Annotated in this window: 24 protein-coding genes; 17 read left to right on the forward strand and 7 right to left on the reverse strand. The window is 70.2% G+C overall.

Translation table 11 applies throughout. The annotated features are described in order from the left end of the window. Nucleotides 1-7 precede the first annotated feature (7 nt). From pstA to C1707_RS04330, 3 genes are all read right to left on the reverse strand, one after another. On the reverse strand, nt 8-1,321 hold the full coding sequence (gene pstA, locus C1707_RS04320; RefSeq protein WP_101710989.1) for a phosphate ABC transporter permease PstA: 1,314 nt from the start codon (nt 1,319-1,321) through the stop codon (nt 8-10). Beyond that, a complete protein-coding gene (gene pstC, locus C1707_RS04325) occupies nt 1,314-2,756 on the reverse strand; it encodes a phosphate ABC transporter permease subunit PstC (protein ID WP_101710988.1) in 1,443 nt (480 codons plus the stop codon). Before pstC ends, pstA begins: the two co-directional genes overlap by 8 nt. Nucleotides 2,757-2,858: 102 nt before the next feature. Further along, on the reverse strand, nt 2,859-4,316 hold the full coding sequence (locus C1707_RS04330; protein WP_101710987.1) for a sensor histidine kinase: 1,458 nt from the start codon (nt 4,314-4,316) through the stop codon (nt 2,859-2,861). Between the two features lie 241 nt (nt 4,317-4,557). Between C1707_RS04330 and C1707_RS04335 the strand changes: the two genes are divergently transcribed. The 11 genes from C1707_RS04335 to C1707_RS04385 all read left to right on the forward strand — a co-directional run bounded on the left by C1707_RS04335 (nt 4,558) and on the right by C1707_RS04385 (nt 17,145). Then, on the forward strand, nt 4,558-7,779 hold the full coding sequence (locus C1707_RS04335; protein ID WP_101710986.1) for an autotransporter outer membrane beta-barrel domain-containing protein: 3,222 nt from the start codon (nt 4,558-4,560) through the stop codon (nt 7,777-7,779). A 206-nt stretch (nt 7,780-7,985) separates the two neighbouring features. Further along, nucleotides 7,986-9,509 carry a porin gene (locus C1707_RS04340; protein WP_240633860.1) on the forward strand — a complete coding sequence of 508 codons (1,524 nt, stop codon included), beginning with the start codon at nt 7,986-7,988 and terminating at the stop codon, nt 9,507-9,509. 244 nt (nt 9,510-9,753) lie between these two features. After that, nucleotides 9,754-10,785, forward strand: a complete 1,032-nt coding sequence (locus tag C1707_RS04345; protein ID WP_101714116.1) for a sulfate ABC transporter substrate-binding protein — start codon at nt 9,754-9,756, stop codon at nt 10,783-10,785. Between the two features lie 104 nt (nt 10,786-10,889). After that, the gene (locus C1707_RS04350) at nt 10,890-11,930 is read left to right on the forward strand and encodes a sulfate ABC transporter substrate-binding protein (RefSeq protein WP_101714117.1); all 1,041 of its coding nucleotides are present in this window, start codon (nt 10,890-10,892) and stop codon (nt 11,928-11,930) included. A 156-nt stretch (nt 11,931-12,086) separates the two neighbouring features. Beyond that, the gene (gene lovK, locus C1707_RS04355; protein ID WP_101714118.1) at nt 12,087-13,196 is read left to right on the forward strand and encodes a photosensory histidine protein kinase LovK; all 1,110 of its coding nucleotides are present in this window, start codon (nt 12,087-12,089) and stop codon (nt 13,194-13,196) included. 14 nt (nt 13,197-13,210) lie between these two features. Next, nucleotides 13,211-13,675, forward strand: coding sequence for a response regulator (locus C1707_RS04360; RefSeq protein ID WP_101714119.1), 465 nt, complete (start codon nt 13,211-13,213; stop codon nt 13,673-13,675). Beyond that, the gene (locus C1707_RS04365) at nt 13,675-13,971 is read left to right on the forward strand and encodes a SemiSWEET family sugar transporter (RefSeq protein ID WP_101714120.1); all 297 of its coding nucleotides are present in this window, start codon (nt 13,675-13,677) and stop codon (nt 13,969-13,971) included. The genes C1707_RS04360 and C1707_RS04365 overlap by 1 nt, the downstream gene beginning before the upstream one ends. 77 nt (nt 13,972-14,048) lie before the next feature. Continuing rightward, a complete protein-coding gene (argB, locus tag C1707_RS04370) occupies nt 14,049-14,963 on the forward strand; it encodes an acetylglutamate kinase (RefSeq protein WP_101714121.1) in 915 nt (304 codons plus the stop codon). A gap of 136 nt (nt 14,964-15,099) precedes the next feature. Next, entirely contained in the window at nt 15,100-15,765 is a 666-nt protein-coding gene (locus C1707_RS04375) for a pyrimidine 5'-nucleotidase (protein ID WP_101714122.1), read from the forward strand. Further along, nucleotides 15,762-16,607 (forward strand): 2,3,4,5-tetrahydropyridine-2,6-dicarboxylate N-succinyltransferase, encoded by an 846-nt coding sequence (gene dapD / locus C1707_RS04380; RefSeq protein WP_164467278.1) that lies wholly within the window; start codon nt 15,762-15,764, stop codon nt 16,605-16,607. Before C1707_RS04375 ends, dapD begins: the two co-directional genes overlap by 4 nt. Nucleotides 16,608-16,692: 85 nt before the next feature. After that, nucleotides 16,693-17,145: a DUF805 domain-containing protein gene (locus C1707_RS04385; protein ID WP_101714124.1), complete on the forward strand. Its 453-nt coding sequence runs from the start codon at nt 16,693-16,695 to the stop codon at nt 17,143-17,145. A 9-nt stretch (nt 17,146-17,154) separates the two neighbouring features. Here C1707_RS04385 and C1707_RS04390 read toward each other — a convergent pair whose 3' ends face one another. Next, the gene (locus C1707_RS04390) at nt 17,155-17,511 is read right to left on the reverse strand and encodes a cell surface protein (protein ID WP_101714125.1); all 357 of its coding nucleotides are present in this window, start codon (nt 17,509-17,511) and stop codon (nt 17,155-17,157) included. Between the two features lie 135 nt (nt 17,512-17,646). Between C1707_RS04390 and fmt the strand changes: the two genes are divergently transcribed. After that, entirely contained in the window at nt 17,647-18,573 is a 927-nt protein-coding gene (gene fmt, locus C1707_RS04395; protein ID WP_101714126.1) for a methionyl-tRNA formyltransferase, read from the forward strand. Continuing rightward, nucleotides 18,573-19,316 carry a tRNA pseudouridine(38-40) synthase TruA gene (gene truA / locus C1707_RS04400; protein ID WP_101714127.1) on the forward strand — a complete coding sequence of 248 codons (744 nt, stop codon included), beginning with the start codon at nt 18,573-18,575 and terminating at the stop codon, nt 19,314-19,316. The genes fmt and truA overlap by 1 nt, the downstream gene beginning before the upstream one ends. A gap of 356 nt (nt 19,317-19,672) precedes the next feature. Here truA and C1707_RS04405 read toward each other — a convergent pair whose 3' ends face one another. Then, nucleotides 19,673-20,593 (reverse strand): glutaminase, encoded by a 921-nt coding sequence (locus tag C1707_RS04405; protein ID WP_101714128.1) that lies wholly within the window; start codon nt 20,591-20,593, stop codon nt 19,673-19,675. A 49-nt stretch (nt 20,594-20,642) separates the two neighbouring features. Beyond that, on the reverse strand, nt 20,643-21,806 hold the full coding sequence (gene dapE / locus C1707_RS04410) for a succinyl-diaminopimelate desuccinylase (RefSeq protein ID WP_101714129.1): 1,164 nt from the start codon (nt 21,804-21,806) through the stop codon (nt 20,643-20,645). A 64-nt stretch (nt 21,807-21,870) separates the two neighbouring features. On the opposite strand from dapE, the gene C1707_RS04415 reads away from it, so the two are divergent. Beyond that, a complete protein-coding gene (locus C1707_RS04415) occupies nt 21,871-22,350 on the forward strand; it encodes a cupin domain-containing protein (RefSeq protein WP_101714130.1) in 480 nt (159 codons plus the stop codon). Between the two features lie 308 nt (nt 22,351-22,658). Next, nucleotides 22,659-22,796: a hypothetical protein gene (locus C1707_RS26005; protein WP_162839360.1), complete on the forward strand. Its 138-nt coding sequence runs from the start codon at nt 22,659-22,661 to the stop codon at nt 22,794-22,796. A gap of 64 nt (nt 22,797-22,860) precedes the next feature. Here C1707_RS26005 and C1707_RS04420 read toward each other — a convergent pair whose 3' ends face one another. Next, on the reverse strand, nt 22,861-23,328 hold the full coding sequence (locus C1707_RS04420; protein WP_101714131.1) for a COG3650 family protein: 468 nt from the start codon (nt 23,326-23,328) through the stop codon (nt 22,861-22,863). 48 nt (nt 23,329-23,376) lie between these two features. Between C1707_RS04420 and C1707_RS04425 the strand changes: the two genes are divergently transcribed. Continuing rightward, the gene (locus C1707_RS04425) at nt 23,377-24,504 is read left to right on the forward strand and encodes a DNA cytosine methyltransferase (protein ID WP_101714132.1); all 1,128 of its coding nucleotides are present in this window, start codon (nt 23,377-23,379) and stop codon (nt 24,502-24,504) included. 75 nt (nt 24,505-24,579) lie between these two features. Further along, a complete protein-coding gene (gene cysK / locus C1707_RS04430; protein ID WP_101714133.1) occupies nt 24,580-25,566 on the forward strand; it encodes a cysteine synthase A in 987 nt (328 codons plus the stop codon). Nucleotides 25,567-25,696 lie beyond the last annotated feature (130 nt).

Consider the following 25,696-nt stretch of genomic DNA (forward strand, 5'->3'; position numbering starts at 1 on the left):
GGGGATCCTACCACCGGCGTTCGAAGCGGCGGCGCAGGATGACGGCCGCGGCGTTCATGACGATCATGAAGATCAGGAGGACGAGGATGGCCGCGGCGGTGCGCTCGTGGAAAGCCCGCTCCGACGCGTTCTCCCAGATGAACACCTGCACGGGCAGCACGGTCGAGGCGCCGGTGAAGCCTTCCGGCACGCCCGGCACGAACGAGACCATGCCGATCATCAGCAGCGGGGCGGTCTCGCCCAGGGCGTGTGCCAGCGACAGGATGGCGCCGGTCATCACGCCGGGCATGGCCAGCGGCAGCACATGGTGGAACACCGTCTGGGCCTTGGAGGCGCCGACGCCGAGGGCGGCTTCGCGGATCGACGGCGGCACGGCCTTCAGGGCCGAGCGGGTGGCGATGATCACGGTCGGCAGGGCCATCAGGGCCAGCACCAGGCCGCCGACCAGCGGCGAGCTGCGCGGCACGTGCAGCCAGTTGATGAACAGGGCCAGGCCCAGCAGGCCGTAGACGATCGAGGGAACGGCCGCGAGGTTGTTGATGTTGACCTCGATGACGTCGGTCCAGCGGTTCTTCGGCGCGAACTCTTCCAGGTAGACGGCGGCCAGCACGCCGACCGGCACCGCGATCAGGGCGGTGATGATCAGCATCAGGGCCGAACCGACCACCGCGCCCAGCACGCCGGCCTGCTCGGGCTCGGTCGAGTCGGACTTGGTGAAGAAGCCGAAGTTGAAGCCGCCCTTGACGGTGCCGTCCTTCTCCAGCTGGTCCAGCCAGGCCAGTTGCTGGTTGTCGAGCTTGCGGTCTTCCTCGGCGGTCGAGCGCTTGATCTCGCCCTTGTAGTAGAGGTCGGCGTCGGCCTTGACCGGACCGGTGACCTCGATGGTCTTGCCGATCACCGACGGGTCGGCCTTGATCTGGTTCAGCAGCTGGAAGCCGAGATCGCGCGAGACCAGGTCCATGACCTTGCCCGAGGTCGTGCCCAGGTCGTCGTCCTGGACGTTCAGCTTCTTCATCACCGCCTCGGCGACGATGTAGTCGTAGTTGACCCCGTCCAGCGCCGAACGGTCGATGCGGTCCGGGTTCAGGTAGACCGGCACGCTGATCGAGTGGGTCTCGAAGGTGGTGTAGCCCTGGGCGACGATGCGGCCGACCAGTACGACCAGGAAGATCATCGCCACGACGATGGCGGCGATGCCCTGGGCCTTGAACCACATCTCCGAGCGGTAGCGCTTCTTCAGGCGCGCCTCGGCGGCCGAGAGCTGCGGGCGGGGACCCTGCTCGCGCGGGGCGGCGCCGGCGTTGATGGCGGCGTCAGTCATATTGTTCCCGATACTTCTGGACGATGCGCAGGGCGATGATGTTGAGCGCCAGGGTCACGACGAACAGCGTCAGGCCCAGGCCGAAGGCCGAGAGCGTCTTGGGGCTGTCGAACTCCTGGTCGCCGGTCAGCAGGGTGACGATCTGCACGGTCACGGTGGTGACGGTGTCGAGCGGGTTGGCGGTCAGCTTGGCCTGCAGGCCGGCGGCCATGGTCACGATCATGGTCTCGCCGACGGCGCGAGACACGGCCAGCAGCATGGCGGCCATGATGCCCGGCAGGGCGGCGGGAAGGATGACCTTCTTGACCGTCTCGGACTTGGTGGCGCCCATGGCGTAGCTGCCGTCGCGCAGGGACTGCGGCACGGCGTTGATGATGTCGTCCGACAGCGAGGAGACGAACGGGATCAGCATGATCCCCATGACCACCCCGGCCACCAGGGCCATCTGGTTCTGCACCTGCATCAGGTACTGGGCGATCCCGTCCAGCGGGCCGCCGGCCATGCCTTCGCCGATCGCGTTGAAGCCGGCGCGGAACAGCGGGCCCACGGTCAGGGCGGCGAAGAAGCCGTAGACGACGGTCGGCACGCCGGCCAGCACCTCGAGCAGCGGCTTGACCACCGAGCGGACGCGGCGGTCGGCGTATTCCGACAGGTAGATCGCCGAGTAGAGGCCGACCGGCGCGGCCACCAGCATGGCGATCAGCATGATCAGGAACGTGCCGGCGAACAGCGGCACGGCCCCGAAGGCGCCGGCCGAGGCGACCTGGTCGGCGCGCATGGCGATCTGCGGGCTCCACTCGGTGCCGAACAGGAACGACAGCGGCGAGACGCTCTGGAAGAAGCGCCAGCTTTCCCAGACCAGCGACAGGACGATGCCCAGGGTGGTCAGCACGGCGGCGACCGAGCAGGCGATCAGCAGGCCGTTGATCCAGCCCTCGACGCGGTTGCGGGCGCGGAACTCCAGCCCCACCCGCGGCAGCGCCAGCAGCGCGCCGATCAGGGCCAGCAGGGCGGCCAGGGCGATGGTGCTGTAGCGGACGGTGGCGGTGACCTTGCGCGATTCCTCGACCTTGGCGTCGAGCGCGGTCTTCAGTTCGCCTTCGTAGACCACTTCCGACGGCGCTTCCTTGGCCGCGATGGCCCGGGCGTCGCTGAAGAACACGTCCTGGCGATCGGGGGTCAGGGCCGAGACGGCGGCCGGGCGGTCGGCCTGCAGCACCGCTTCCTCGATGCGGCCGCCGAACACGGCGCCGAGCAGCAGGAGCAGGGCGGCGGGAGCGCCGGCCCACAGGGCGGCGTAGGCCCCGTAATAGTTGGGCAGCGAGTGGAGGCGCACCGAGGCGCCGCCGGCGGCCTTGAGCGCCCGGCCGCGGCCGAGCAGGAACGCCGCCAGCGCGAACAGCGCCAGGAACAGGAGCGAGAGCCAGGTCAGCATGCTTGAAGCGGTCTTGCGCTTGGGATGCGAAGACGACGCCCGTTGCGCCGCCCCGCCCGGAACCGATCTATGCCGGCCGGGCGACGACCTTATGCGACGTTTCTACGACAGTTTTACGACACCGCCCGGCGCGACCTCTTCCACCGGTGCGGAATCCTTGTCGGACAAGGCCTTGGCCATGGGCAGATAGACCCCGAAGGTGGCTCCTTCGCCGCGCACGGACTCCACGTGCAGGCCGCCGCGATGGCGGTTGACGATGTGCTTGACGATGGCCAGGCCAAGGCCCGTGCCCGAGCGGTCGCCGCTCTTCTGGCCCTCGACGCGGTAGAAGCGCTCGGTCAGGCGCGGCAGGTGCTCGCGGGCGATGCCGGGGCCCCGGTCGCTGACCCGCAGGCCGGCGTAGAACTCCTCGACGTCGGAATGGTCGGGAGTCAGCAGCGACAGGCGGGCGGCGGCCGGATCGCGCGGGGCGACGGCGGTGGCCGGGGTCAGGCCGGGGAAGATCTCGACCCGCACCGTCCCGTCGTTGGGGGTGTACTTGATGGCGTTGTCGACAAGGTTCTGGATCACCTGGACGATCTGGTCGCGGTCGCCCTCGACCACCGCCGCGCCGCGCGGCGGCAGCACGGCGTCGAAGCTGACCTGCTTGTCGCGGGCCTGCGGGCCCAGGGCGTCGATGACGTCCTGGGCGGCCATGGCCAGGTCGACGCGGCCGGCGGGCGCGATGTGCTCGTTCAGCTCGATGCGCGACAGGCTCATCAGGTCGTCGATCAGCCGCGACATCCGCTCGGCCTGGGCCTGCATGATGGCCAGGAACTTGTCGCGGGCGCCCGGATCCTCCTTGGCGTGGCCGCGCAGGGTCTCGATGAAGCCCGACAGCGAGGCCAGCGGCGTGCGCAGCTCGTGGCTGGCGTTGGCCAGGAAGTCGGCGCGGGTGCGCTCGCTGCGTCGCACGTCGGTCTCGTCGCGCAGCACCAGCAAGGCCAGCTGCGAGCCGGCCTCGTCGCGCCCCAGCGGCCGGGCGCGGGCCGACCAGTCGCGCCCCTGCGAGCCGACGCCGGTCCATTCGACGGTGCGCTCGACCTCGCCGAACAAGGCCTCGTCCACCGCCTCCAGCACCTGAGGGCTGCGCACGGCGGTGACCAGCAGGGCTCCCTCGCGGATGCGGAAGCGGTCGCGGGCGGCGGCGTTGGCGAACACGAAGCGCCGGCCCGTCAGGTCGTCGGCCTCCTCGGCGGCGATGACCATCAGCGGGTCGGGCAGGTTCTCGAGAATGACGGCGAAGGGCGGGGCCCGGTCGGCCGAGGCCGCGGCGGGGGCCAGGCTGAGCACCGCGTCGTCGAGCCGCCGGCGCAGGCGCCGCAGCAGGATCGCGCCGCCAACGCCCAGCAGAAGCGCCGCCGGCAGGGCCACGCCCGGCCGCGCCGCGCCCAGAGCGGTCATGGCGACCAGGGCCGCGGGCCCGGCGGCGACGGCCGTCCACGCCCCGGCCCAGGCTCCGGCCAGGCCGCCGCCCCAGCGTTCCGGCGCGACCGGCGAGAGGGGAGTGACGGTGGGCATGGCGAGCGTCCGGGCTCCTTCTGAGGGCGACGGCCTGCGGCGAGGGCCGGGCGGGGCCAAGGCTCCTAGGCCAGTTTTGTGACGATGCGATGATTCGACGAACCAGATATGGCGCCGCCGCGGAGCATGGGATAGACGGGGAACCCCCAAGTGCGTGTCGGGTGCGGAAGTCACCGCAATTTCGCCGCAACCTGACGCAATCTGGGGATCGAGGGAATTCTCCTTAGGGTGGTCTGTTCGTATGCAGCGCAAGGTCCTGGTCGCGACGGTCGCGGCCGCTCCTCTGATGGCTATCGCCTTGGCCGCGCAGGCCGAGACGGTGGTGAACACCGCGCGGACCACGCCCATCGCCACCGGCTCGGCCGGGACGAGCGGCGCGGCCGACGATGTCAAGATCGACACGGCCGGCTCGATCAAGCTGACCGCCAGCGGCGCGCTGGTGACGCTGAACAGCAACAATAAGGTCAACAACGCCGGCACGCTCAGCACGCAGGGCGTCAACGACTCGACCGCCATCCTGATCAACGGCGGCACGACCGGCACGGTCACACAGACCGGCACGATCACGCTGGACGAGGACTACACCCCGACCGACACCGACTCGGACGGCGACATCGACGGCGCCTTCGCGCTGGGCCAGAACCGCTACGGCATCCGCCTGACCGGCCCCGGCGCCTTCACCGGCGACATCCTGGCCACCGGCGGCACGATCACCATCGAGGGCAACAATTCGGCCGGCATCTCGCTGGAGAGCGCCCTCAACGGCAACCTGACCAGCGGCGGCGCGATCGCCGTCACCGGCAACAACAGCTACGGCGTCCGCGTCGCCGCCCCGGTGACCGGCAAGGTCACCGTCAACGGCAGCGTGTCGGTGCTGGGCCAGAACTCCACCGGCGTGGCGATCGACAGCAACGTCAACGGCGCCTTCGTGATCCAGGGCGCGGTCACCGCCACCGGCTACCGCTACACCGCGCGCCCCGTCGACAAGGCCGTGCGCGACAAGCTCGACGCCGACGACCTGCTGCAGGGCGGCCCGGCCGTCCGCGTGGCCGGCAGCGTGACTGGCGGCGTGCTGCTCGACATCCGCCCGGCCGACAACGACACGACCAAGACCGACGAGGACGGCGACGGCGTCGAGGACGCGCAGGAAGGCAACGCCGCCCTGGCCGTCTACGGCTCGGCCCCGGCCCTGCTGATCGGTTCGGACACCGGCGCGATCACCCTGGGCGTCATCGGCACGGGCGACAACGCCTACGGCCTGCGCGCCCGCGGCGCCATCGTGGCCAACGGCGTCTATGACGGCATCACCTCGACCGGCATCCAGCTGGGCGGGAACGCCGGCCAGTCGACCACCATCACCAACGGCGCGCGCCTCGAGACCACCCTCACCTCGCAGGCCTACGAGGCCAACGCCAACGGCGTGCGGGTCACCGCCGGCGCCAACGTGCCCGTGATCGACAACCGCGGCTCGATCACCACCTACAGCGTCTCGGAAGGCCTGTTCGACGCGCGCGGCATCGTCATCGAGGCCGGCGCCAACGTCCCCAGCCTGCGCAACGGCGGCGTGATCAACTCGACCGTCGTGGGCGAGAAGGGCTCGTCCTACGGCGTCATCGACTATTCGGGCGGCCTGACCTCGATCGAGAACACCGGCGCCATCATCGCGGCGATCTCGCCGACCGACGACGCCAGCGACACCGACGACGCCGACACCGACGCCTCGAACGAGACGATCACCGGCAAGGCCGTGGCCATCGATGTCAGCCGCAACACCACTGGCGTCACCCTGACCCAGAACGGCGTCGTCAGCACCGACAAGACCCTGCCCGACGCCGACGGCGACGGCGTGCCCGACAACGCCGAGCCGTCGATCATCGGCCAGATCCGCTTCGGCTCGGGCGCCGACACCTTCAACGTGCTGAACGGCGCCGTGGTCGGCGACATCTCGTTCGGCGCCGGCGCCGACACCTTCCGCATCGACGGCGGCGCGGCCGTGATCGGCGCGATCAGCGACAGCGACGGCCTGCTGGACATCAATATCGGCAAGGGCTCGCTGGGCCTGACCAACGCCCAGGCCATCAACATCTCGAACCTGAACCTGGGCGCCGAGAGCAAGCTGGTGTTCACCGCCGACCCGACGGCCGGCGCCAACACCAGCCTGGTGGTCTCGGGCGCCGCCAACATCGCCAGCGGCGCGCAGCTGGGCCTGCGTCTGAACAGCCTGCTGACCGACGAGACCTCGTACAAGGTGATCAGCGCCGGCTCGCTGACCTCCGGAACCTTCGGCCAGGGCCTGCTGGACAACGCGCCGTACATGTACGTCGCCAGCGCCCGCGCCGCCGGCAACGACGTCTATCTGGACGTGCGCCGCCGCACGGCCGCCGAGATCGGCCTGGCCCGCTCGGGCGCCTCGGCCTACGACGCCCTGTTCGGCTCGCTGTCCGGCGACAAGGACGTGGCCAGCCTGTTCCTGGGCATCAACGACAAGAGCACGTTCCTCCACAACTACAACCAGCTGCTCCCCGATCAGGGCGAGGGGATGTTCGCGACCCTGCAGAACATCAACCAGCAGATCTCGGCCGCCACCGCGATCCGGCCCGATCCGGGCGACCGCTACGGCCCCGACAGCATCTGGGTGCAGGAGATCAACGGCCTGGTCCGCCGCGAGGACGGCGAGACCCTGGGCACCGACACCCAGGCCTTCGGCTTCGTCGCCGGCTACGAGGCCATGGGCGACGCGGGCGGCGCCCTCGGCGTGACCCTGGCCTACACCGCGCTGGAAGAACACGACACGGTCGCCCAGGTGGGCGAGCAGACCACCGCCTCGATCGTGCAGGCCGGCGTCTACTGGCGCCGTTCTGTCGGCCCGTGGCGCTTCAACCTCGGCGGCGGCGCCGGCTACGGCTGGTTCGAGAGCAACCGCGTGCTGTTCCTCGACCTCAACGGCGACGGCGCCACCGACGAGGACCGCGTGACCAAGGCCGACTGGGGCGCGGTCACCGCCAACGCCTTCGCCGGCGCGGCCTACGAGGCCAAGCTGGGCCGCTTCTTCACGCGCCCCGAAGCCCGCATGGACTACACCTACCTGAACGAGTCGAGCCACGACGAAGTCGGCGGCGGCGACGTGATGGACGGCGCCATCGGTTCGCGTAAGTGGAGCAACCTCTCGGGCGACCTGGGCCTGGTGATGGGCGCCGACTTCGGCCGCGAGGTGTGGCTGCGCCCCGAAGTGCGCGTCGGCTACCGCAAGACCATCGCCGGCAGCCTGGCCGACACCGTCGTGACCAAGAAGAACGGCAAGTACGTGCTGGAAGCCTTCGACAACCGCGACGGCGCCCTGACCCTGGGCTTCGCCCTGCGGGCCGGCACGGCGATGTCGTACGTCGCCCTGGAAGGCGGCGCCGAAAGCACCAAGCGCCAGAAGCGCTACAACGTGAAGCTCACCGGCCGGACGATGTTCTAGACCGTCCGACCGTCAGGTAGAGTCGAAGGCCTCGCACAACGTGCGGGGCCTTTTTCTTTGGATCGTCCGCCCTCGGAGCGACGTTTGGCCGCAGCATCCAGGAAAACCAAGGACTTGGGCCGTCAAAACTCCGTTTAGAGCCTGCCCGTTAGTCATCTTCTCCTGAGCAATAGGACGGTGGCGCAAGCCGCCGCGAGGGGAAGACCGTGACCATCAACCGCCTTGCCTCGCGCATGGCCCTGATCGCCTGCGCCTCGACGCTGGCGATCGCGGGCGGCGCGCAGGCCCAGACGCCGGCGCCCGGCGACCAGCAGGCCCGCATCGAGGCCCTGGAAGCGCAGCTGAAGCTGCTGCAGCAGCAGATCAACGAACTGAAGGCCGTCACGGTCGCCAGCGCGCCGGTCAGGACGACGCCGGCGCAGGCCTCGCCGCCGGCGCAGCTGGCCGCGGCCGCCCCCGCGCCCAAGGCGCCCCCCGCCGCCTCGCCCCTGCCGGCCGCCACGGTGAGCATCGCCGCCGGCCGCCCGACCATCGCCTCCGCCGACGGCGCCTTCACCGCCACCCTGCACGGGGTGATGCAGCTCGACACCGCCCACTACTTCCAGGACAAGGGCCTGCCGGCGGTGATCGGCAACGGTCGCGACCTCAACAGCGGCAGCAACTTCCGCCGCGCCCGCCTGGGCGTCGACGGCAGGTTCTTCAAGAGCTTCGACTACTCGATCCTGCTCGACTTCGGCGGCAACGGGACCGACGGCCCCGGCATGCTGCAGGAGCTGTTCGTCCAGTACAACTACGCGCCCTTCAAGGTGCGGGCCGGGGCCTTCGCGCCGAACGTCGGCCTCAACGACGCCGGCTCGACCAACGGCTCGCTGTTCCCCGAGCGCCCGGCGATCGCCGAGATGGTGCGGGGCCTGGCCGCCGCCGACCGCCGCTACGCCCTGCAGGTGCAGACCGCCGGCGAGAACTGGCTGCTGTCGGCCGCCGCCACCGGCGGCAAGAGCGGCGACGCCCAGACCTTCGACGAGCAGCAGGCCTATGTCGGCCGCGCCGCCTTCGCGCCGGTCAAGAGCAAGGACTGGCTGCTGCACCTGGGCGTCAACGGCGGCTACATCGCCACCCCGGCCCAGACGGCGGTGGGCGGCGGCTACCCGCTGACCCTGACCGAGCGCCCGGAACTGCGCGTCGACGGGACCCAGCTGGTGTCGACCGGGGCGCTGGACGCCAGGAACCTGCGCCACCTGGGCGCGGAACTGGCCGTGCAGCACAAGAGCCTGCTGATCCAGAGCGAGGTGTTCGACGTCGCGGTCGAGCGCCGCAACGCCGCCGCCGGCGTCAGCGACCCGAAGTTCGGCGGCTGGTACGTCGAGGGCGGCCTGGTGCTGACCGGCGAGAGCCGCCGCTACAACGCCGCCACCTTCGCCTTCGACGCCCCGGCCATCGCCCACCCCTTCGATCCGAAGGCGGGCCAGTGGGGCGCCTGGGAGCTGGCGGCGCGCTATTCGGTACTCGACCTGAACCACCACGAGACCGCCCTTCTGGCGGCTGACCGGGTGCGCGGCGGCGAGCAGACGATCTGGAGCGCGGGGGTCAACTGGTTCCCCAACTCGGTGACCAAGTTCTCGCTCGACTACCTGGACGTCGACATCGACCGGCTCGACCCGGCCGGCGGCGTCCTGCCGCTCAGCCAGGGCTACCAGGCGGTCAACCTGCGCAGCCAGTTCGCTTTCTGAGGGGAGGGGCCTTCACTCCCTCCCTTCCACCTTGATGGGGGAAGGGTCGGAGATGGGGGTGACTGCGGCGCTGGCGGTCGTGCGCGGCTTCAACCGCCGCACCACCCCCACCCCTGCCCCTCCCCCATCAAGGGGGAGGGATCGTGGAGGCGCCGCCCCTTTCTGATCCCGCCTTCAGAAACATTCAGGCGCGCGGCGGCCTTTGGATCGGCCAAGGTTTCGGCGTTATCCCAGAGGATGCCCGATGACCCTGCTCCGCCTTCCTTCCCGCCGGGACCTCGCGATCGGCGCGGCCGCCGTGGCTGCCGCGCCCTCGGGCGTTCTGGCCCAGCCGAAAGCGCCCAAGGTCGTCACCCTGCTGAACGTCAGCTACGACCCGACCCGCGAGCTCTACCAGGACATCAACCCGGCCTTCGCCGCCTACTGGAAGCGCCGGGTCGGCCAGACGCTGGAGATCCGCCAGAGCCACGGCGGTTCGGGCAAGCAGGCCCGCTCGGTGATCGACGGCCTGCAGGCCGACGTGGTCACCCTGGCGCTCGCCGACGACATCGACCAGATCGCCGCCCGCGGCCTGACCGCCGCCAACTGGCAGTCGCGCCTGCCGCAGAACTCGGCTCCCTACACCTCGACGATCGTGTTCCTGGTCAGGAAGGGCAATCCCAGGCGGATCAGGGACTGGGGCGACATCGTCAAACCCGGGGTCCAGATCATCACCCCCAATCCCAAGACTGGCGGCGCGCCGCGCTGGGCCTATCTGGCCGCCTGGGCCTGGGCGCTGAAGCAGCCGGGCGGCAACGACGCCTCCGCCCAGGCGTTCGTGCGCCAGCTCTATCGCCAGGTCCCGGTGCTCGACAGCGGGGCGCGCGGCTCGATGACCACCTTCGCCCAGCGGGGCGTCGGCGACGTGCTGCTGACCTGGGAGAACGAGGCCCACCTGGCCCGCCAGGAGTTCGCCGCCGACGGACTGGAGATCGTCTATCCGTCGCGCTCGATCCTGGCAGAGCCGTCGGTCGCGGTGATCGACAGCGTGGTCAAGCGGCGCGGCACGAAGCTGATCGCCGAGGGCTACCTGAACTTCCTCTACAGCCCGCTGGCCCAGGACCTGATCGGCAAGCACCACTACCGGCCGCGCAATCCGCAGGCGGCGGCCAAGTACGCCGGCAAGTTCCCGAACATCCCGCTGGTCACCATCGACGGCCAGTTCGGCGGCTGGAAGAAGGCCCAAGGCCGGCACTTCGCCGACGGCGGCGTCTTCGACCAAATCTACCGGCCGTGAGAGTCTTCTTGGGCGTGAAACCTACCTAGACAATAGGGTATGAGGCTGAGGTCAGGTTCGCGCGTTATCCGCCCGGACCCCTCGGAGCCAAGAGCGACATCGCCATGACCAACGCCTTCAAGTCTCCCACGCGGCGCGGCCTGCTCGGCGCGGCCGGCGCGGCCGCTCTCGGGGCGCCCGCCCTGCTGGCGGGCCAGGCCCAGGCGGCCGGATCGCTGACCCTGCTGAACGTCAGCTACGACCCGACCCGCGAGCTCTACAAGGACATCAACACCGCCTACGCCAAGTACTGGAAGGACAAGGTCGGCCAGACCCTGACCATCAACCAGAGCCACGGCGGTTCGGGCAAGCAGGCCCGCTCGGTGATCGACGGCCTGCAGGCCGACGTGGTCACGCTGGCCTTGGCCTACGACATCGACGAGATCGCCGACAAGGCCAAGCTGCTGCCGGCCAACTGGCAGTCGCGCCTGCCGCAGAACTCGACGCCCTACACCTCGACGATCGTGTTCCTGGTCCGCAAGGGCAACCCCAAGAAGATCAACGACTGGTCCGACCTGGTGAAGCCGGGCGTGGGCGTCATCACTCCCAACCCGAAGACCTCGGGCGGGGCGCGCTGGAACTACCTGGCCGCCTGGGCCTGGGCGCTGAAGCAGCCGGGCGGCAACCCGGCCAAGGCCGAAGCCTATCTGAAGGACCTGTTCAACCACGTGCCGGTGCTCGACACCGGGGCCCGCGGCGCCACCACCACCTTCACCCAGCGCGGCATCGGCGACGTGCTGCTGGCCTGGGAGAACGAGGCCTTCCTGGCGCTGGAAGAACTGCCCGGCCAGTTCGAGATCGTCGTGCCGTCGCGCTCGATCCTGGCCGAGCCGCCGGTGGCGCTGGTCGACAAGAACGTCGACCGCCACAAGACCCGCCTGGCGGCCACCGGTTACCTGAACTTCCTCTACAGCCCGCTGGCCCAGGAACTGATCGCCAAGCACCACTATCGCCCGCGCAACGCGGCGGTGGCCAAGAAGTACGGCGGCAAGTTCAAGCAGATCCCGCTGTCGACGATCGACGACACCTTCGGCGGCTGGAAGAAGGCCCAGGCGACGCACTTCGCCGACGGCGGCGTCTTCGACCGCATCTACCGTCCGAAGTAAGGTTCGGGCAGCTTGACCATTCGCGGCGCGGCGGTCCCCAATGGGCCGCCGCGTTTTGCGTTTCCACGCCGAAGCTTGGTCGGGAACCCGACCCTCGACCGGGCGTTCAGGCGTTGACGGGGCGTCCATGGAACAAAGCCGGGGTCGGGCTCAGGAATGACGGATTATCTGAAGTCGCAGCGGGCGGGCGATCAGCTCGCGGCCGAGCACGGGATCGACGACCCCTTCGCCGCCGCAATTCGCGCCACCCGCATGGCGATGATCGTGACCGACGCCACCCAGCCCGACAATCCGATCATCTTCGCCAACGACGCCTTCCTGCGGCTGTCCGGCTACGCCCGTTCGGAGGTGATCGGCCGCAACTGCCGCTTCCTGCAGGGGCCCGACACCAGCCCCGTGGCCATCGCCGAACTGCGCGGCGCGATCGCCGACGGCGAGGACATCGCCATCGACATCCTCAACTACCGCAAGGACGGCAGCACGTTCTGGAACGCGCTGTACCTCTCGCCCGTGCGCAACAAGCTGGGGCAGATCATCTACTTCTTCGGCTCGCAGCTGGACGTCAGCGACAAGAAGCAGACCGAGCAGCACCTGCGCGACACCCGCAGCGACCTGGAAGAAGCCGTCGAGGCCCGCACCCGCGAGCTGTCCCAGGCCCTGGAGCAGAAGACCGCCCTGCTGCACGAGGTCGACCACCGGGTGAAGAACAACCTGCAGCTCATCTCGTCCCTGCTGCTGCTGCAGAACCGGCGCGAGAAGGAGCCGGCGGTCAAGCACAGCCTGCGCGGCATGCTCGAGCGTGTGAACGCCATCGCCACCGTCCACCGCCGCCTGTTCCAGAGCGAGGACGTCGAGCGCTTCGACGTCTCGGCCTTCGTGCGCGACCTCGTGTCGGACATGGCCGGCTCGGCCAACCGCGACGAGATCCGCGTCAGCCTGGACCTGGAGCGCGTGGACGTGCCGGCCTCGAAGGCCGCGCCCCTGGCCCTGGTGATCAGCGAACTGTTCTCCAACGCCCTGCGCCACGGCTTCCCGGAGGGGCGCCAGGGACACATCTCGGTATCGATCACTCGCACAAATGGAGAGTTCCGGATCGAAATCGCCGATGACGGCGTTGGAATGACTGAAGGGGCCCGGTCCACGGGGTTCGGACTGACCATCGTCCAGCTGCTCTGCCAGCAGCTGAAGGCGCGGTCCGAGACCACGTCGGCCGAGCCCGGAACCCGCGTCGTCGTCAACCTGCCCGTCAACGGCGCGCATCACTAGGAACCGATAGACCCATGCCAGGGCGCGCATTGGATGTGTTGATCGTCGAGGACGAGGTGCTGCTGGCCACCGAGCTGGAGTTCCTGGTCCAGGAAGTGGGCTACCACCCCGTCGGCTGCGCCATGAGCTCGGACGAGGCGGTGGACCTGGCCAAGACGCTGCATCCCGACCTGGCCCTCGTCGACGTGCACCTGCGCGACGGGCCCACGGGCGTGGAGGTGGTGCGCAGGATTCACGACGACTGCGGCTGCGTGGCGCTGTTCATGACGGCCAACGTCAAGCGCCTGCCCGACGACTTCGCCGGCGCCTGCGGAGTGATCGGCAAGCCCTATTCCGAACACGGCGTGAAGACCGCCCTGGCCTATCTGGCCGTATGCCTGGACGAAGGCCGCGCGCCGGGCCCCGCGCCTGTCGGCCTGGAGCTGGCGCCCGCCTATGCCGAGCTCTGGGGCCTGACCGAAATGCCGCGCTCGGCCTGATGGCCGCCGCCCATCCGTTCGCCGTCGTCGTCGGGACGGCCGCCGCGCTGCTGTCGATCACCAGTTTCGCCCCGCAGATCGTCAAGATCTGGAGGGAGAAGGACGCCTCGTCGGTGTCGCTGCGGACCTACGTGGCCACCGTGGCCGGCTTCTCCTGCTGGCTGGCCTATGGCCTGATGATCAAGGCATGGCCGGTGGCGGCCTCGAACCTCGCGTGCCTTGCGATGTCGGCCGCCGTGCTCGCGCTCAAATGGCGCTACGGGCGCGGACGGTCCGGGACCGGCGTCAAGGGGTGAGACCCGCTTATAGGTGACAGGGGGGACGGGGTCCGCTATCGAGGCGCGCCTAATTTCGCGCACCAGGACCACCGCCTTTGACCGACGTCGCCGAGGAAGCTGGCTGGGCCACCGCCAAGACGCTGGCCGAAGCCCTGCCCTACATCCAGATCTACGACCGCGAGACGGTGGTGATCAAATACGGCGGCCACGCCATGGGCCAGGAAGAGGTGGCCAAGCTGTTCGCGGCCGACGCCGTGCTGCTGAAGCTCCTGGGCGTTCACCCGGTGGTGATCCACGGCGGCGGTCCGCAGATCAGCCGCATGCTCGACAAGGCCGGCGTCAAGTCGACCTTCATCGACGGCCTGCGCGTCACCGACGAGGCGACGATGGAAGTGGCCGAGATGGTGCTGTCGGGCGCCATCAACAAGGAAATCGCCAACTGGATCACCCTGGCCGGCGCCGAGGCCGACGTGCGCGGCGTGGGCCTGTCGGGCAAGGACGCCCGCCTGATCACCGCCGAGAAGGTGACCCGGACCAAGAAGGATCCGGACAGCAACATCGAGCAGGCCGTCGACCTGGGCTTCGTGGGCGAGCCCACCAAGGTCGACCCGCACCTGATCCAGGCGCTGCTGAGCTCGGAGACCGATTACATCCCCGTGGTCGCGCCGATCGGCGTCTCGGCCCAGGGCGAGACCTTCAACATCAACGCCGACACCGTGGCCGGCGCCCTGGCGGGCGCGCTGAAGGCCAAGCGGATGCTGATGCTGACCGACATCAAGGGCGTGCTCGACGCCAATGGCGAACTGATCCGTGAGATGACGATCGAGCAGGCCCGCCAGCTGATCGTCGACGGCGTGGCCACCGGCGGCATGATCCCCAAGCTCGAGAACGCCATCCACGCCGTGGAAAGCGGGGTAGAGGCCGTGGTCATCCTCGACGGCCGCCGCCCGCACGCCATGCTGGTGGAGCTGTTCAGCGAGCACGGCGCCGGCACGCTGATCTCGAAATGATCGACAGGATCCTCCCCCTCTGGGGGAGGTGGCCCGAAGGGCCGGAGGGGGGCCGTTCTCAGCTTCCGCCGCGCCAAGGTCCCTCCCCCCTCCGTCCGCTAAGCGGACACCTCCCCCACGGGGGGAGGTTCTAGCCATGGCCGCCGACCTCACTCACGTCGACACCTGGCTGTTCGACCTCGACAACACCCTCTATCCGGCCGAGACGCAGTTCATGGCCCTGATCGAGGGCCGCATGACCGACTTCGTCGAGCGCTTCACGGGCCTGCCCCGCGAGGAGGCCCGGGCGCTGCAGAAGAAGTACTATCTCGAGCACGGCACCACCCTGGCCGGGCTGATGACCTATCACGGCATGGACCCCGCCCAGTTCCTGGAAGAGGTGCACGACGTGTCGATGGAGAACCTGGTTCCGGACACTGCCCTGCACGCGGCCATCGACGCCCTGCCCGGGCGGCGGCTGGTGTTCACCAACGGCTCGCTGGGCCACGCCGAGCGGGTGCTGGGGCACCTGGGGCTGCGCGACCTGTTCAGCGAGATCTTCGCCATCGAGACAGCCGACTACATCCCCAAGCCCTCGCTGGCCACCTTCGACAAGATCACCAAGCTGCACGCCATCGATCCGCCGACCACGGCCTTCTTCGAGGACAGCGAGAAGAACCTCGTGCCCGCCGCGCGGCTGGGCATGACCACCGTCCTGGTCGGCGCCCACGCGGCCGCCTCGACCTCCGAACACGTCCACCATCGCACCAACGACCTCGCCGGGTTCCTGAGCTCGGCGCGCCTGAAGGGAACATCGACATGACCGGCCTGACCCTCGCCGACCTGCAGACCGAGATCGAAGCCGCCTGGGAAGCCCGCGACGGCGTCTCGGCCGCGACCACTGGCCCGGTGCGCACCGCCGTGGAAGAGGCCCTGCTGCTGCTCGACAGCGGCAAGGCCCGCGTGTCGGAGAAGATCGACGGCGAATGGACCACGCACCAGTGGCTCAAGAAGGCCGTGCTGCTGTCGTTCCGCCTCAACCCCAACACCGTCATGCGCTCGGGCGCCCTGGGCGGCGGCGTGGGTCCGTGGTGGGACAAGGTGCCCAACAAGTTCGACGGCTGGGAAGCCCCGCAGTTCGAGGCCGCCGGCTTCCGCGCGGTGCCCGGCGCCATCGTCCGCCGCGGCTCGCACGTGGCCAAGAACGTCATCCTGATGCCGTCGTTCGTGAACATCGGCGCCTTCGTCGACGAGGGCACCATGGTCGACACCTGGGTGACGGTCGGCTCGTGCGCCCAGATCGGCAAGCACGTCCACCTGTCGGGCGGCGTCGGCATCGGCGGCGTGCTGGAGCCGCTGCAGGCCAACCCGACCATCATCGAGGACAACTGCTTCATCGGCGCCCGCTCGGAAGTCGTCGAGGGCGTGGTCGTCGGCGAGGGCAGCGTGCTTTCGATGGGCGTCTACCTGTCGGCCTCGACCAAGATCGTCGACCGCAAGACGGGCGAGATCCACGTCGGCAAGGTCCCGCCCTACAGCGTCGTGGTGCCGGGCAGCCTGCCCGACAAGAACGGCGGCCCGAGCCTGTACTGCGCCGTCATCGTCAAGACGGTCGACGCCCAGACCCGTTCGAAGACCTCGATCAACGACCTGCTGCGCGACTGATCCACGCCGAGGGGCGGCCCTCGAGGCCGCCCTTGATGCCTTCCTGGTCCTTTTCCCGACGGACGGATCAGGCTCTAGTCGCGCCATGCGCGGTCTCGTCGACAAGCTGAAACCGATCTTCGCCCTGTCGGGCCGCGCCTCGCGGCTGGACTACTGGCGCACGCAGGCCAGGCTGGCCCTGGCCACCGCCCTGGTGCTGACCCTGACGGTGCTGGCCACCCAGGCCGGCGGGTGGCTGGGCGCGGTCCCCTGCCTGCTGTTCCTGCCGGTGCTGGCGGCCGGGATCGCCGTCGCCGTCCGTCGCCTGCACGATCGCGGCAAGACGGCATGGTGGATGCTGATCTTCGCCGCCGGTCCCTACGCGCTCAGCGGCATGGCCCGCCTGGCCTACGAGGACGGGGCGACGGCGGCCGTGCTCATAGGCCTGGTCATGGCGCTGGCGGCCATGGGCCTGTCGCTATGGGCCTGGATCGAGCTGGGCTTCCTGCGCGGCGCGCTGGGCGAGAACCGCTACGGGGCCGAGCCCGCGCGTCGCTGAGGCGGAGCGCTAGCGGGTCGCCTCGTGGACTTCCTTCTTGGCCGCCGCGCCGGCTTCCTTGCTCTCGCGCGAGATGTCCTTGCCGGCTTCCTCGGCCGCGTCGCCGGCCTTGGCGCCGGCGCTCTTGGCCGCGTCGACCGCGTCGCCGGCGGCCGCCTTCAGCTCGGCGGCGGTCTCCTTGCTGCTTTCCTTAAGCGCGGTGCCGGCTTCCTTGACGTCGGGATCGTTCTTGATCTCGTTGGCGGCGTCCTTGATGTCCTGGCCCGCGGCGCTTGCGCCTTCCTTGATCTGCTGGGCGTGCTGGTCCGAGCAGGCGGCGGCCGACAGGGCGAGGGCGGAGACGGCGATCAGAGCGAGCGTACGCATGGGTGTTCCTCCGACGATCTTGGTTGCGAAGAGTCGGGCAGAGAACGGCGGCCGAACGGTCGAGGTTCCGACTCTGCCCGCCTTGCCGGTTCCACACGGCTTTCCCCCGGGGCCGGGCGGGGCTAAACCCCCGCCATGCGCATCGCCTTTCTCGGAACTCCCGATTTCGCCGTCGCCTGCCTGGCCGAGCTGGTGGCCAGCGGCCACGAGATCGTCTGCGTCTACTCCCAGCCGCCCGCCCCGCGGGGTCGCGGCCAGGAGCTGAAGCCCTCGCCGGTCCACGCCTTCGCCGAGGGCCTGGGCCTGCCGGTGCGCACGCCGGTCTCGATGAAGACGCCCGAGGAGATCGAGGCCTTCCAGGCGCTGGACCTCGACGCCGCCGTCGTCGTCGCCTTCGGCCAGATCCTGGTCAGGGACGTACTGGAGGCGCCGAAGCTCGGCTGCTTCAACCTGCACGCCAGCCTGCTGCCCCGCTGGCGGGGCGCGGCCCCGATCCAGCGGGCGATCATGGCCGGCGATCCGGTCACCGGCGTCCAGGTGATGCGGATGAGCGAGGGCCTGGACGAGGGCCCGGTGCTGCTGTCGGAGGCCGTGCGCATCGACGCGCTGGACACCGTGGCCAGCCTGCACGACCGCCTGGCCGCCGTCGGCGCCCGCCTGCTGCCGGTGGCCCTGGCCGCCATCGAGCGCGGCGGCGCGGTCGAGACCCCGCAGGCCGAGGACGGCGTCACCTACGCCAAGAAGATCAAGCCGGCCGAGGCCCGCATCGACTGGACCCGTCCGGCCGCCGAAGTCGACCGCCACATCCGCGGCCTGTCGCCTTTCCCCGGCGCCTGGTTCGAAGCGCCGTCGGAGAAGGGGCCAGTGCGGGTGAAGGCCCTGCTGTCGCGCGTCGAGGACGCGGAAGGCGCGGCCGGAACCGTGCTCGACGACGCCCTGCTGATCGCCTGCGGCGAGGGCGCGGTGCGCCTGCTCAAGGCCCAGCGCGAGGGCAAGGGCGCGCAGGAGGCCGAAGTGTTCGTGCGCGGCTTCCCGCTGGCGGCCGGAACGGTCCTGGCCTGATGCCCCGCTACCGCCTCCTCGTCGAGTACGACGGCCGTCCCTATTCGGGCTTCCAGGCCCAGGCGACCCTGCCCAGCGTGCAGGGGGCGATCGAGGCGGCGGTGAAGGCCTTCTCCGGCCAGGAACTGCGCATCGCCGCGGCCGGCCGCACCGACACCGGCGTGCATGCGACCGGCCAGGTGGTGCATGTCGACCTCGAGCGCGACTGGCCCGCCCAGACGGTGATGAACGCCCTGAACGCCCACCTGACGCGCGAGGCGGTGTCGATCCTGGACGCGACCGTCGCGCCTGAGGGCTGGCACGCGCGCTTCTCGGCCAACGAGCGGCGCTACCTCTACCGCATCCTCAACCGCCGCGCCCCGCCGGCCCTCGACAAGGGCAAGGTCTGGCACATGAAGAAGGCGCTGGACGACGAGGCCATGCACGCGGCGGCCCAGGCCCTGGTCGGCCTGCACGACTTCACCACCTTCCGCGACATGCACTGCCAGGCGCAAAGCCCGGTGAAGACGCTCGACGTCGCCCGCGTGCGGCGGGTGGGCGAGGAAATCCACCTCGACTTCGAGGCGCGCTCGTTCCTGCACCGCCAGGTGCGGTCGATGACGGGGACGCTGGTCGAGGTCGGCGCGGGCCGCTGGGCGCCGGGCGATGTGAAGAAGGCCCTGGAGGCGAAGGACCGCCGCGCCTGCGGACCGGTGGCCCCGGCCGATGGGCTCTACCTGGTGGGCGTGGGCTACGAGGACTGAAGGTCCCGACCCGCGGCCCCGGCCGGCTCGACATCCGGCGAGGGCCGCGAGGGGCCGAAGGCCGACCGACATCGGCCTCCGGGCGAAAGCCCTCGGGGTTGGAGGGAACGAGGGCTTCCGAAAGGCGTCAGTCGTTCGAGCCGCGCTCGGCGATCCAGGCCGCCCCCAGGGCCAGCATGAACACGCCGAAGGCGGCTAGGACGAAACCGAGATAGGCGAGCTGGGCGATCGGCATGACGGGCTCCATCGGGGAACGGATGGAGCTTTGCGCCGGCGGCGGCCGGGCCGCCTTGATCTGAGTCAAAGCCCTCCCGTCATCCCGCCCTTGTGGCGGGAATGACGGAGTGAAGGAGGCTCTAAAGCACCGAGCAGTTGGTCAGCTGGCTGAACGCCTCCAGCGCCCTGGCGCCGACCACCGAGGTGCCGAAGCGGTCGAGCTCGGGCGACCACACCGCCACCGTCGCCTTGCCCGGCACGACGGCGACGACGCCGCCGCCCACCCCGCTCTTGGCCGGCAGGCCCACGCGGTAGGCGAAGCTGCCGACGCTGTCGTAGATGCCGCAGGTCAGCAGCAGGGCGTTGAGGCGCCGGGTCAGGCGCTCGGGAAAGATGGTCTCCTGCACCAGCGGCGAGAAGCCGCCGGCCGCCAGGGGCAGGAAGGCGCGGGCCAGCTGGCGGCAGCTCATGGTCAGGGCGCACTGGCGGCTGTAGGCGGCGACCACCGCCTCCGGGTCGTGGCGCACCGTGCCCTTGCCGCGCATCAGGTTGGCGATCGCCCGGTTCTGCCAGGCGTTGTCGAGCTCGGAGGCGGCCACCGCCTCGTCGATCGCCACCGGGCCGTCGGCCAGGAAGCCGGCGAAGCCGCGCACCAGGGCGGCGGGGTCCTTGACCTTGTCGAGCAGGATGTCGGTCACCGCCAGGGCGCCGGCGTTGATGAACGGGTTGCGCGGGAAGCCGCCCTCGGCCTCCAGCAGCGACAGGTGGTTGAACGGCGTGCCCGAGGGCTCCTTGCCGACGCGGGTCCAGACCTCGTCGCCGATACGGTTTAGGGCCAGGCCCAGGCTCAGCACCTTGGTGATGCTCTGCACCGAGAAGCCCTCGTCGGCGTCGCCGATCGCGTGCTCGCCGCCGTCGACCGTGCGCACGGCCATGCCGAACTTCGTCCCCGGCACGGTGGCCAGCTGCGGGATGTAGTCGGGCACCCGCCCCTTGCCGAAGTGCGGCTTCACCAGCACGGCGACCTCGGCGAGGACTTCGTCGATGGAGAGCTCGTTCATGCGGGTCTGTTTCCTGCGAGCGCCGTGGTCCCGCCCTCGATTTTTGCCCTCAGCCCGAGAACGTCTCGAAATAGCGGCGGATCAGCGCCGTGTAGGCGCCGGCCAGCTGGCGGACCTCTTCCACCGGCACGCGCTCGTCGACCTGGTGCATGGTCGAGCCCACGAGGCCGAACTCCACCACCGGGCAGAGCGCGCGGATGAAGCGGGCGTCGCTGGTGCCGCCGGTAGTCGACAGCTCGGGCACCCGGCCGGTGGCGTCGCCCACGGCGCCGACGATGACGTCGGTGAAGGCGCCCGGCTGCGTCAGGAAGGCCTCGCCGCTGATCTTGCACAGCGCCTCGACCCGAACCGAAAAACCCTCGGCGGCCTCGCGGCACTCGTGCTCGATCCAGGCGGCCAGGTCCTGGCCCTTGTGGGCCGGGTTGAAGCGGATGTTGACGCGGGCCTTGGCCGAGGCCGGAATGACGTTGGTGGCCGGGTTGCCGACGTCGACCGTGGTGATTTCCAGGTTCGACGGCTGGAAGCCGGTATAGCCCTCGTCCAGCACCCGGCTCTGCAGGCGCGAGAGGATGTCGATCATCACCGGGATCGGGTTGGCCGCCCGGTGCGGATAGGCCACGTGGCCCTGGCGGCCGTCCACGGCGATCCAGGCGTTGATGCTGCCGCGCCGGCCGATCTTGACCATGTCGCCCAGCAGGCTGGCGCTGGTGGGCTCGCCGACGATGCAGTGGTCGATGATCTCGCCCTCGGCGGCCAGGGCCTCGACCACCTTGACGGTGCCGTCCTCGGCCACGCCCTCCTCGTCGCCGGTGATCAGGAAGCTGATCGAGCCGGGGACCTCTTCGGTGTGGGCCACGGCCGAGACGAAGGCGGCGATGGCCGACTTCATGTCGACCGCGCCACGGCCGTAGAGCACGCCGTCCTTGATCTCGGCCTCGAAGGGCCCGGCGGTCCAGGCCGCGTCGTCGCCCACCGGCACCACGTCGGTGTGGCCGGCGAAGCAGAGGTTGGGCCGCGCCGTGCCGCGCTTGGCGTAGAGGTTCTCGATCTCGCCGAACTTCATCCGGCGGCAGGCGAAGCCCAGGCCTTCCAGCTGTCGCTGCAGCACGTCCATCGCGCCTTCGTCGGCCGGGGTGACGGACGGGCGGCGGATCAGGGCCTGGGCGAGCTCGACGGGGTCGATGCTGACGGAAACGGGCGCGGGGCTGGTCATGCTGCAGGCTTTAGGCTTCCCATGGACGGGACGCAAACCAAGCACGTTCCTTTCAAGGCCGACCATGCCCAAGATCGACATCGACCAGGCGCCCACCCGTCACGGCACGGCCTATCCCGCGCCCTTCGACATCCCCTGCCGGGCGCGCAAGCGCTGGAAGCTGGGCGACGCCGTGGGCCTGACCCAGTTCGGGGTCAACCTGATGCGGCTGGAACCGGGAACCTGGTCCAGCCAGCGCCACTGGCATACCGCGGAAGACGAGTTCGTCTGGGTCGTCGAGGGCGAGGTGGTGCTGGTCGAAGAGGACGGCGAGACGATCCTGCGGGCCGGCGACTGCGCGGGCTTCAAGGCCGGCGTGCCCAACGGCCACCAGATCCAGAACCGCTCGGACGCGCCGGCGGTGCTGCTGGAGATGGGCTCTCGGCGGCCGGACGAGGACGGCTGCGACTATCCCGACCTCGACCTCGTCATCCACCCCGGCGAGGAGACCTACCGTCACCGCGACGGGACGCCCTATGTCGCTGGGAGCGGGCGCAAGCGATAGGGCGGGGCTCAGCCCGTCCCATTCTGTTCCCGTCATTCCCGCCCTCGTGGCGGGAACCTCTTCGTCAGCCGCAAGGCGGATGGGGCGGATCGCTGGCGATCCGCTGGCGCCCCACGTGCGAACGGAACCAGGGGTTCCCGCCACAGGGGCGGGAATGACGGGAGAGAAGGCCAGCGGCGGGGAACAACCGCGACCGTGAAGCCATCGACGAACCGCGTTCGGCGGCGCCCTTGCAAGCTCCGCAGGCGGAACCATATCAGCGGCGCGGGCGCTGAATTTACAGACCCGAAACGGACCAGAAACACGCCATGGCGGCCAAGGCCCTCATCGCTCTCGCTATCGTCGCGGCCATCGCCGTCGGCCTGCTGCTGCCCATCCCGGGCCGCTCGCACAAGGCCGAGGCGACCCAGTCGCAGATCGAGACCATCGACATCAAGGGCGGCTGAACAGCCGCCCGCAGGCGACATCAAGGGCGGCTGAGCAGCCGCCCCGGGGCGACATCAAGAGCGGCTAAGGCCGCGCCTGCCTGGCCAGGTCTTCCGGCCGCGCGGCGCAGCCCTTGAAGGTCGTCCCGTCCAGCCAGACCTCGGCCGCGTGGGTGAACACGCGATCGGACATGCCGTCCGAGCACGGCTGCGGCGTCAGGCGGAAGACCAGGCGATGGCCTTGCCCTCCCGTCGGCGCGCCCGCCTCGGCGTCCCAGACGCCCTGCTCGCCGTCGATGCGCACGCCGGGATTGGACAGGGTCACCGCCCCGCCCTCCATGCGATCCAGCGTCAGCCCGCCCTCGCGAACGCGGCCCACCCAGAACGGCTCCGTGCCCGCCAGGTCGAAGTCGCCGGCGTAGTCTGGGCCGGGCGCTGCGCCGGCCGGCGCGTCGGCTGGGACCGAGCTCGCGCCCTCGGCCGCGCCCAGGGGGCCGTCGCCGCATCCGGCCAGCAGCAGGCACGCGGCGAAGACGACGGCGGATCGGGTCATGCGGGCGCTATCCTCGAAGCGGCGGCTCAAGCTAGTCTACGAGGTACGATGAATCACAACGCTCGCCCCGTCTTCTACGAATTCTTCGCCGGCGGCGGCATGGCCCGCATAGGCCTCGGCGAAAGCTGGTCCTGCGCCTTCGCCAACGATTTCGACCCCGTGAAGGCGGCCACCTACCGCGCCAACTTCGCCGACGCCGACGAGCATTTCCACACCGGCGACGTCTTCGCGCTGGAGGCGGCCGACCTGCCCGGGCAGGCGGACCTGGCCTGGGCCTCGAGCCCCTGCCAGGACTTCAGCCTGGCCGGCGCGCGGGCGGGCCTGCATGGCGGCCGCTCGTCGGCCTTCTTCGGCTTCTGGCGGCTGGTCGAGGCGCTGGACGCCGAGGGCCGCGCCCCGACCACCATCGTCATCGAGAACGTGGTCGGCCTTCTGACCTCGCACCGCGGCGAGGACTTCACGGCCCTGTGCCAGGCCCTGGCCGACCAGGGCTACAGCTTCGGCGCGCTGGAGATCGACGCGGCGCACTTCACGCCGCAGTCGCGGCCCCGCGTGTTCGTGGTCGCCACCCGCGCCCCGACCGACGGCCTGACCGGCCAGGGGCCGTTCCACAGCCGCGCCGTGCGCGAGGCGGCCGCCCGCCTGCCCCAGGCGTTGAAGGACCGCTGGCTGTGGTGGGCCCTGCCCGCCCCGCCGGCCCGCAACACAGACCTTTCCACCGTGCTCGAGCCCGACGACGCCGTCGAATGGCGCAGCGACGCGGCCACCATGGCCCTGTTGGACCTGATGGCCCCGGCCCACCGCGCCTCGGTCGACGCCCGCGTCGCCTCGGGAGAGCGGGCGGTCGGCGGCGTGTTCCGGCGGATGCGCGGCGGCGAGCAGCGGGCCGAAGTGCGCTTCGACGGCCTGGCGGGCTGCCTCCGCACCCCGCGCGGCGGCTCCTCGCGCCAGACGCTGCTGGTGATCGACAAGGGCGTGGTGCGCTCGCGCCTGGTCACTCCGCGCGAAGGCGCCCGGCTGATGGGCCTGCCCGACGGCTACGCCCTGCCCAGGAGCGCCACGGCGGGCCTGCACGTGATCGGCGACGGCGTGGCGGCCCCGGCCGTGCGCTGGCTGGCCGAACACCTCCTTGCTCCATTGGCTGCCAGGAAAACTGCGGCCCTGGCCGCCGAATAGGTCGCTGACAGCCCAATCCCCACGGCCTAAGGTGGAGATCACCAAGGGCCAGTTTTTCATCCCCGAGAGATCACAATGGACGACGCTTCCAGCCTGTACGACGCCGCACGCTTCAAGCGCGCCGGCCGGGGCAAGATCTACGACTCCATCATCGACACCGTCGGCGACACCCCGCTGATCCGCCTGCCGCGCCTGTCGGCCGAGCTGAAGCCCAAGGGCGAGGTCGTGGCCAAGCTCGAGTTCTTCAACCCGCTGGCCTCGGTCAAGGACCGCATCGGCGTGGCGATGATCGAGTATCTCGAAGCCAAGGGCCTGCTGAAGCCGGGCGGCTCGATCGTCGAGCCGACCAGCGGCAACACCGGCATCGCCCTGGCCTTCGTGGCCGCCGCCAAGGGCTACAAGCTGACCCTGGTGATGCCCGAGAGCATGTCGATCGAGCGCCGCAAGATGCTGCTGCTGCTCGGCGCCAAGCTGGAGCTGACCCCGGCCGAGAAGGGCATGCGCGGCGCCGTCGCCCGCGCCCAGGAAATCGTCGACGCCACCCCCGGCGCGGTGATGCCGCAGCAATTCGAGAACACCGCCAACCCGCTGATCCACCGCGTCTCGACGGCCGAGGAGATCTGGAACGACACCGCCGGCGCCGTCGACGCCGTGGTTTCGGGCGTCGGCACCGGCGGCACCATTTCGGGCGTCGGCCAGGTGCTTAAGGCGCGCAAGCCGGGCCTGAAGATGGTGGCCGTCGAGCCGGAGGCCTCGGCGGTGCTGTCGGGCGGCCAGCCGGGCCCGCACAAGATCCAGGGCATCGGCGCCGGCTTCGTGCCGGGCATCCTGGATCGCGGCGTCATCGACGACATCGTCCAGGTCGGCAACGACGACGCCTTCGCCATGGCCCGCCGCGCGGCGGCCACCGAAGGCCTGCCGGTGGGCATCAGCTCGGGCGCGGCCCTGACCGCCGCCTTCGACCTGGCGTTGCGCGACGAGTATGCCGGCAAGCTGATCGTGGCGATCATCCCCAGCTTCGCCGAACGCTACCTGTCGACGGCCCTGTTCGAGGGACTGTAGGGCTCCCCGCCATATCGTCATCCCGGACGGCCGAAGGCCGATCCGGGACCCAGGGGCCGGCGCACCGCGGCTCCCCGTTGGGTCCCGGCTCTCCGCGCTACGCGCTGCGGCCGGGATGACGAGACTTTCG

The sequence above is a fragment of the Caulobacter flavus genome (assembly GCF_003722335.1).
Classification (GTDB): domain Bacteria; phylum Pseudomonadota; class Alphaproteobacteria; order Caulobacterales; family Caulobacteraceae; genus Caulobacter; species Caulobacter flavus.

Excerpts from the sequence above, each read along its gene's own strand:
- pstA (WP_101710989.1), bottom strand. The coding sequence starts at position 1,321 with ATGACTGACGCCGCCATCAACGCCGGCGCCGCCCCGCGCGAGCAGGGT.
- pstC (WP_101710988.1), bottom strand. The coding sequence starts at position 2,756 with ATGCTGACCTGGCTCTCGCTCCTGTTCCTGGCGCTGTTCGCGCTGGCG.
- C1707_RS04330 (WP_101710987.1), bottom strand. The coding sequence starts at position 4,316 with ATGCCCACCGTCACTCCCCTCTCGCCGGTCGCGCCGGAACGCTGGGGC.
- C1707_RS04335 (WP_101710986.1), top strand. The coding sequence starts at position 4,558 with ATGCAGCGCAAGGTCCTGGTCGCGACGGTCGCGGCCGCTCCTCTGATG.
- C1707_RS04345 (WP_101714116.1), top strand. The coding sequence starts at position 9,754 with ATGACCCTGCTCCGCCTTCCTTCCCGCCGGGACCTCGCGATCGGCGCG.
- C1707_RS04350 (WP_101714117.1), top strand. The coding sequence starts at position 10,890 with ATGACCAACGCCTTCAAGTCTCCCACGCGGCGCGGCCTGCTCGGCGCG.
- lovK (WP_101714118.1), top strand. The coding sequence starts at position 12,087 with ATGACGGATTATCTGAAGTCGCAGCGGGCGGGCGATCAGCTCGCGGCC.
- C1707_RS04360 (WP_101714119.1), top strand. The coding sequence starts at position 13,211 with ATGCCAGGGCGCGCATTGGATGTGTTGATCGTCGAGGACGAGGTGCTG.
- C1707_RS04365 (WP_101714120.1), top strand. The coding sequence starts at position 13,675 with ATGGCCGCCGCCCATCCGTTCGCCGTCGTCGTCGGGACGGCCGCCGCG.
- C1707_RS04375 (WP_101714122.1), top strand. The coding sequence starts at position 15,100 with ATGGCCGCCGACCTCACTCACGTCGACACCTGGCTGTTCGACCTCGAC.
- dapD (WP_164467278.1), top strand. The coding sequence starts at position 15,762 with ATGACCGGCCTGACCCTCGCCGACCTGCAGACCGAGATCGAAGCCGCC.
- C1707_RS04385 (WP_101714124.1), top strand. The coding sequence starts at position 16,693 with ATGCGCGGTCTCGTCGACAAGCTGAAACCGATCTTCGCCCTGTCGGGC.
- C1707_RS04390 (WP_101714125.1), bottom strand. The coding sequence starts at position 17,511 with ATGCGTACGCTCGCTCTGATCGCCGTCTCCGCCCTCGCCCTGTCGGCC.
- fmt (WP_101714126.1), top strand. The coding sequence starts at position 17,647 with ATGCGCATCGCCTTTCTCGGAACTCCCGATTTCGCCGTCGCCTGCCTG.
- truA (WP_101714127.1), top strand. The coding sequence starts at position 18,573 with ATGCCCCGCTACCGCCTCCTCGTCGAGTACGACGGCCGTCCCTATTCG.
- C1707_RS04405 (WP_101714128.1), bottom strand. The coding sequence starts at position 20,593 with ATGAACGAGCTCTCCATCGACGAAGTCCTCGCCGAGGTCGCCGTGCTG.
- dapE (WP_101714129.1), bottom strand. The coding sequence starts at position 21,806 with ATGACCAGCCCCGCGCCCGTTTCCGTCAGCATCGACCCCGTCGAGCTC.
- C1707_RS04415 (WP_101714130.1), top strand. The coding sequence starts at position 21,871 with ATGCCCAAGATCGACATCGACCAGGCGCCCACCCGTCACGGCACGGCC.
- C1707_RS26005 (WP_162839360.1), top strand. The coding sequence starts at position 22,659 with ATGGCGGCCAAGGCCCTCATCGCTCTCGCTATCGTCGCGGCCATCGCC.
- C1707_RS04420 (WP_101714131.1), bottom strand. The coding sequence starts at position 23,328 with ATGACCCGATCCGCCGTCGTCTTCGCCGCGTGCCTGCTGCTGGCCGGA.
- C1707_RS04425 (WP_101714132.1), top strand. The coding sequence starts at position 23,377 with ATGAATCACAACGCTCGCCCCGTCTTCTACGAATTCTTCGCCGGCGGC.
- cysK (WP_101714133.1), top strand. The coding sequence starts at position 24,580 with ATGGACGACGCTTCCAGCCTGTACGACGCCGCACGCTTCAAGCGCGCC.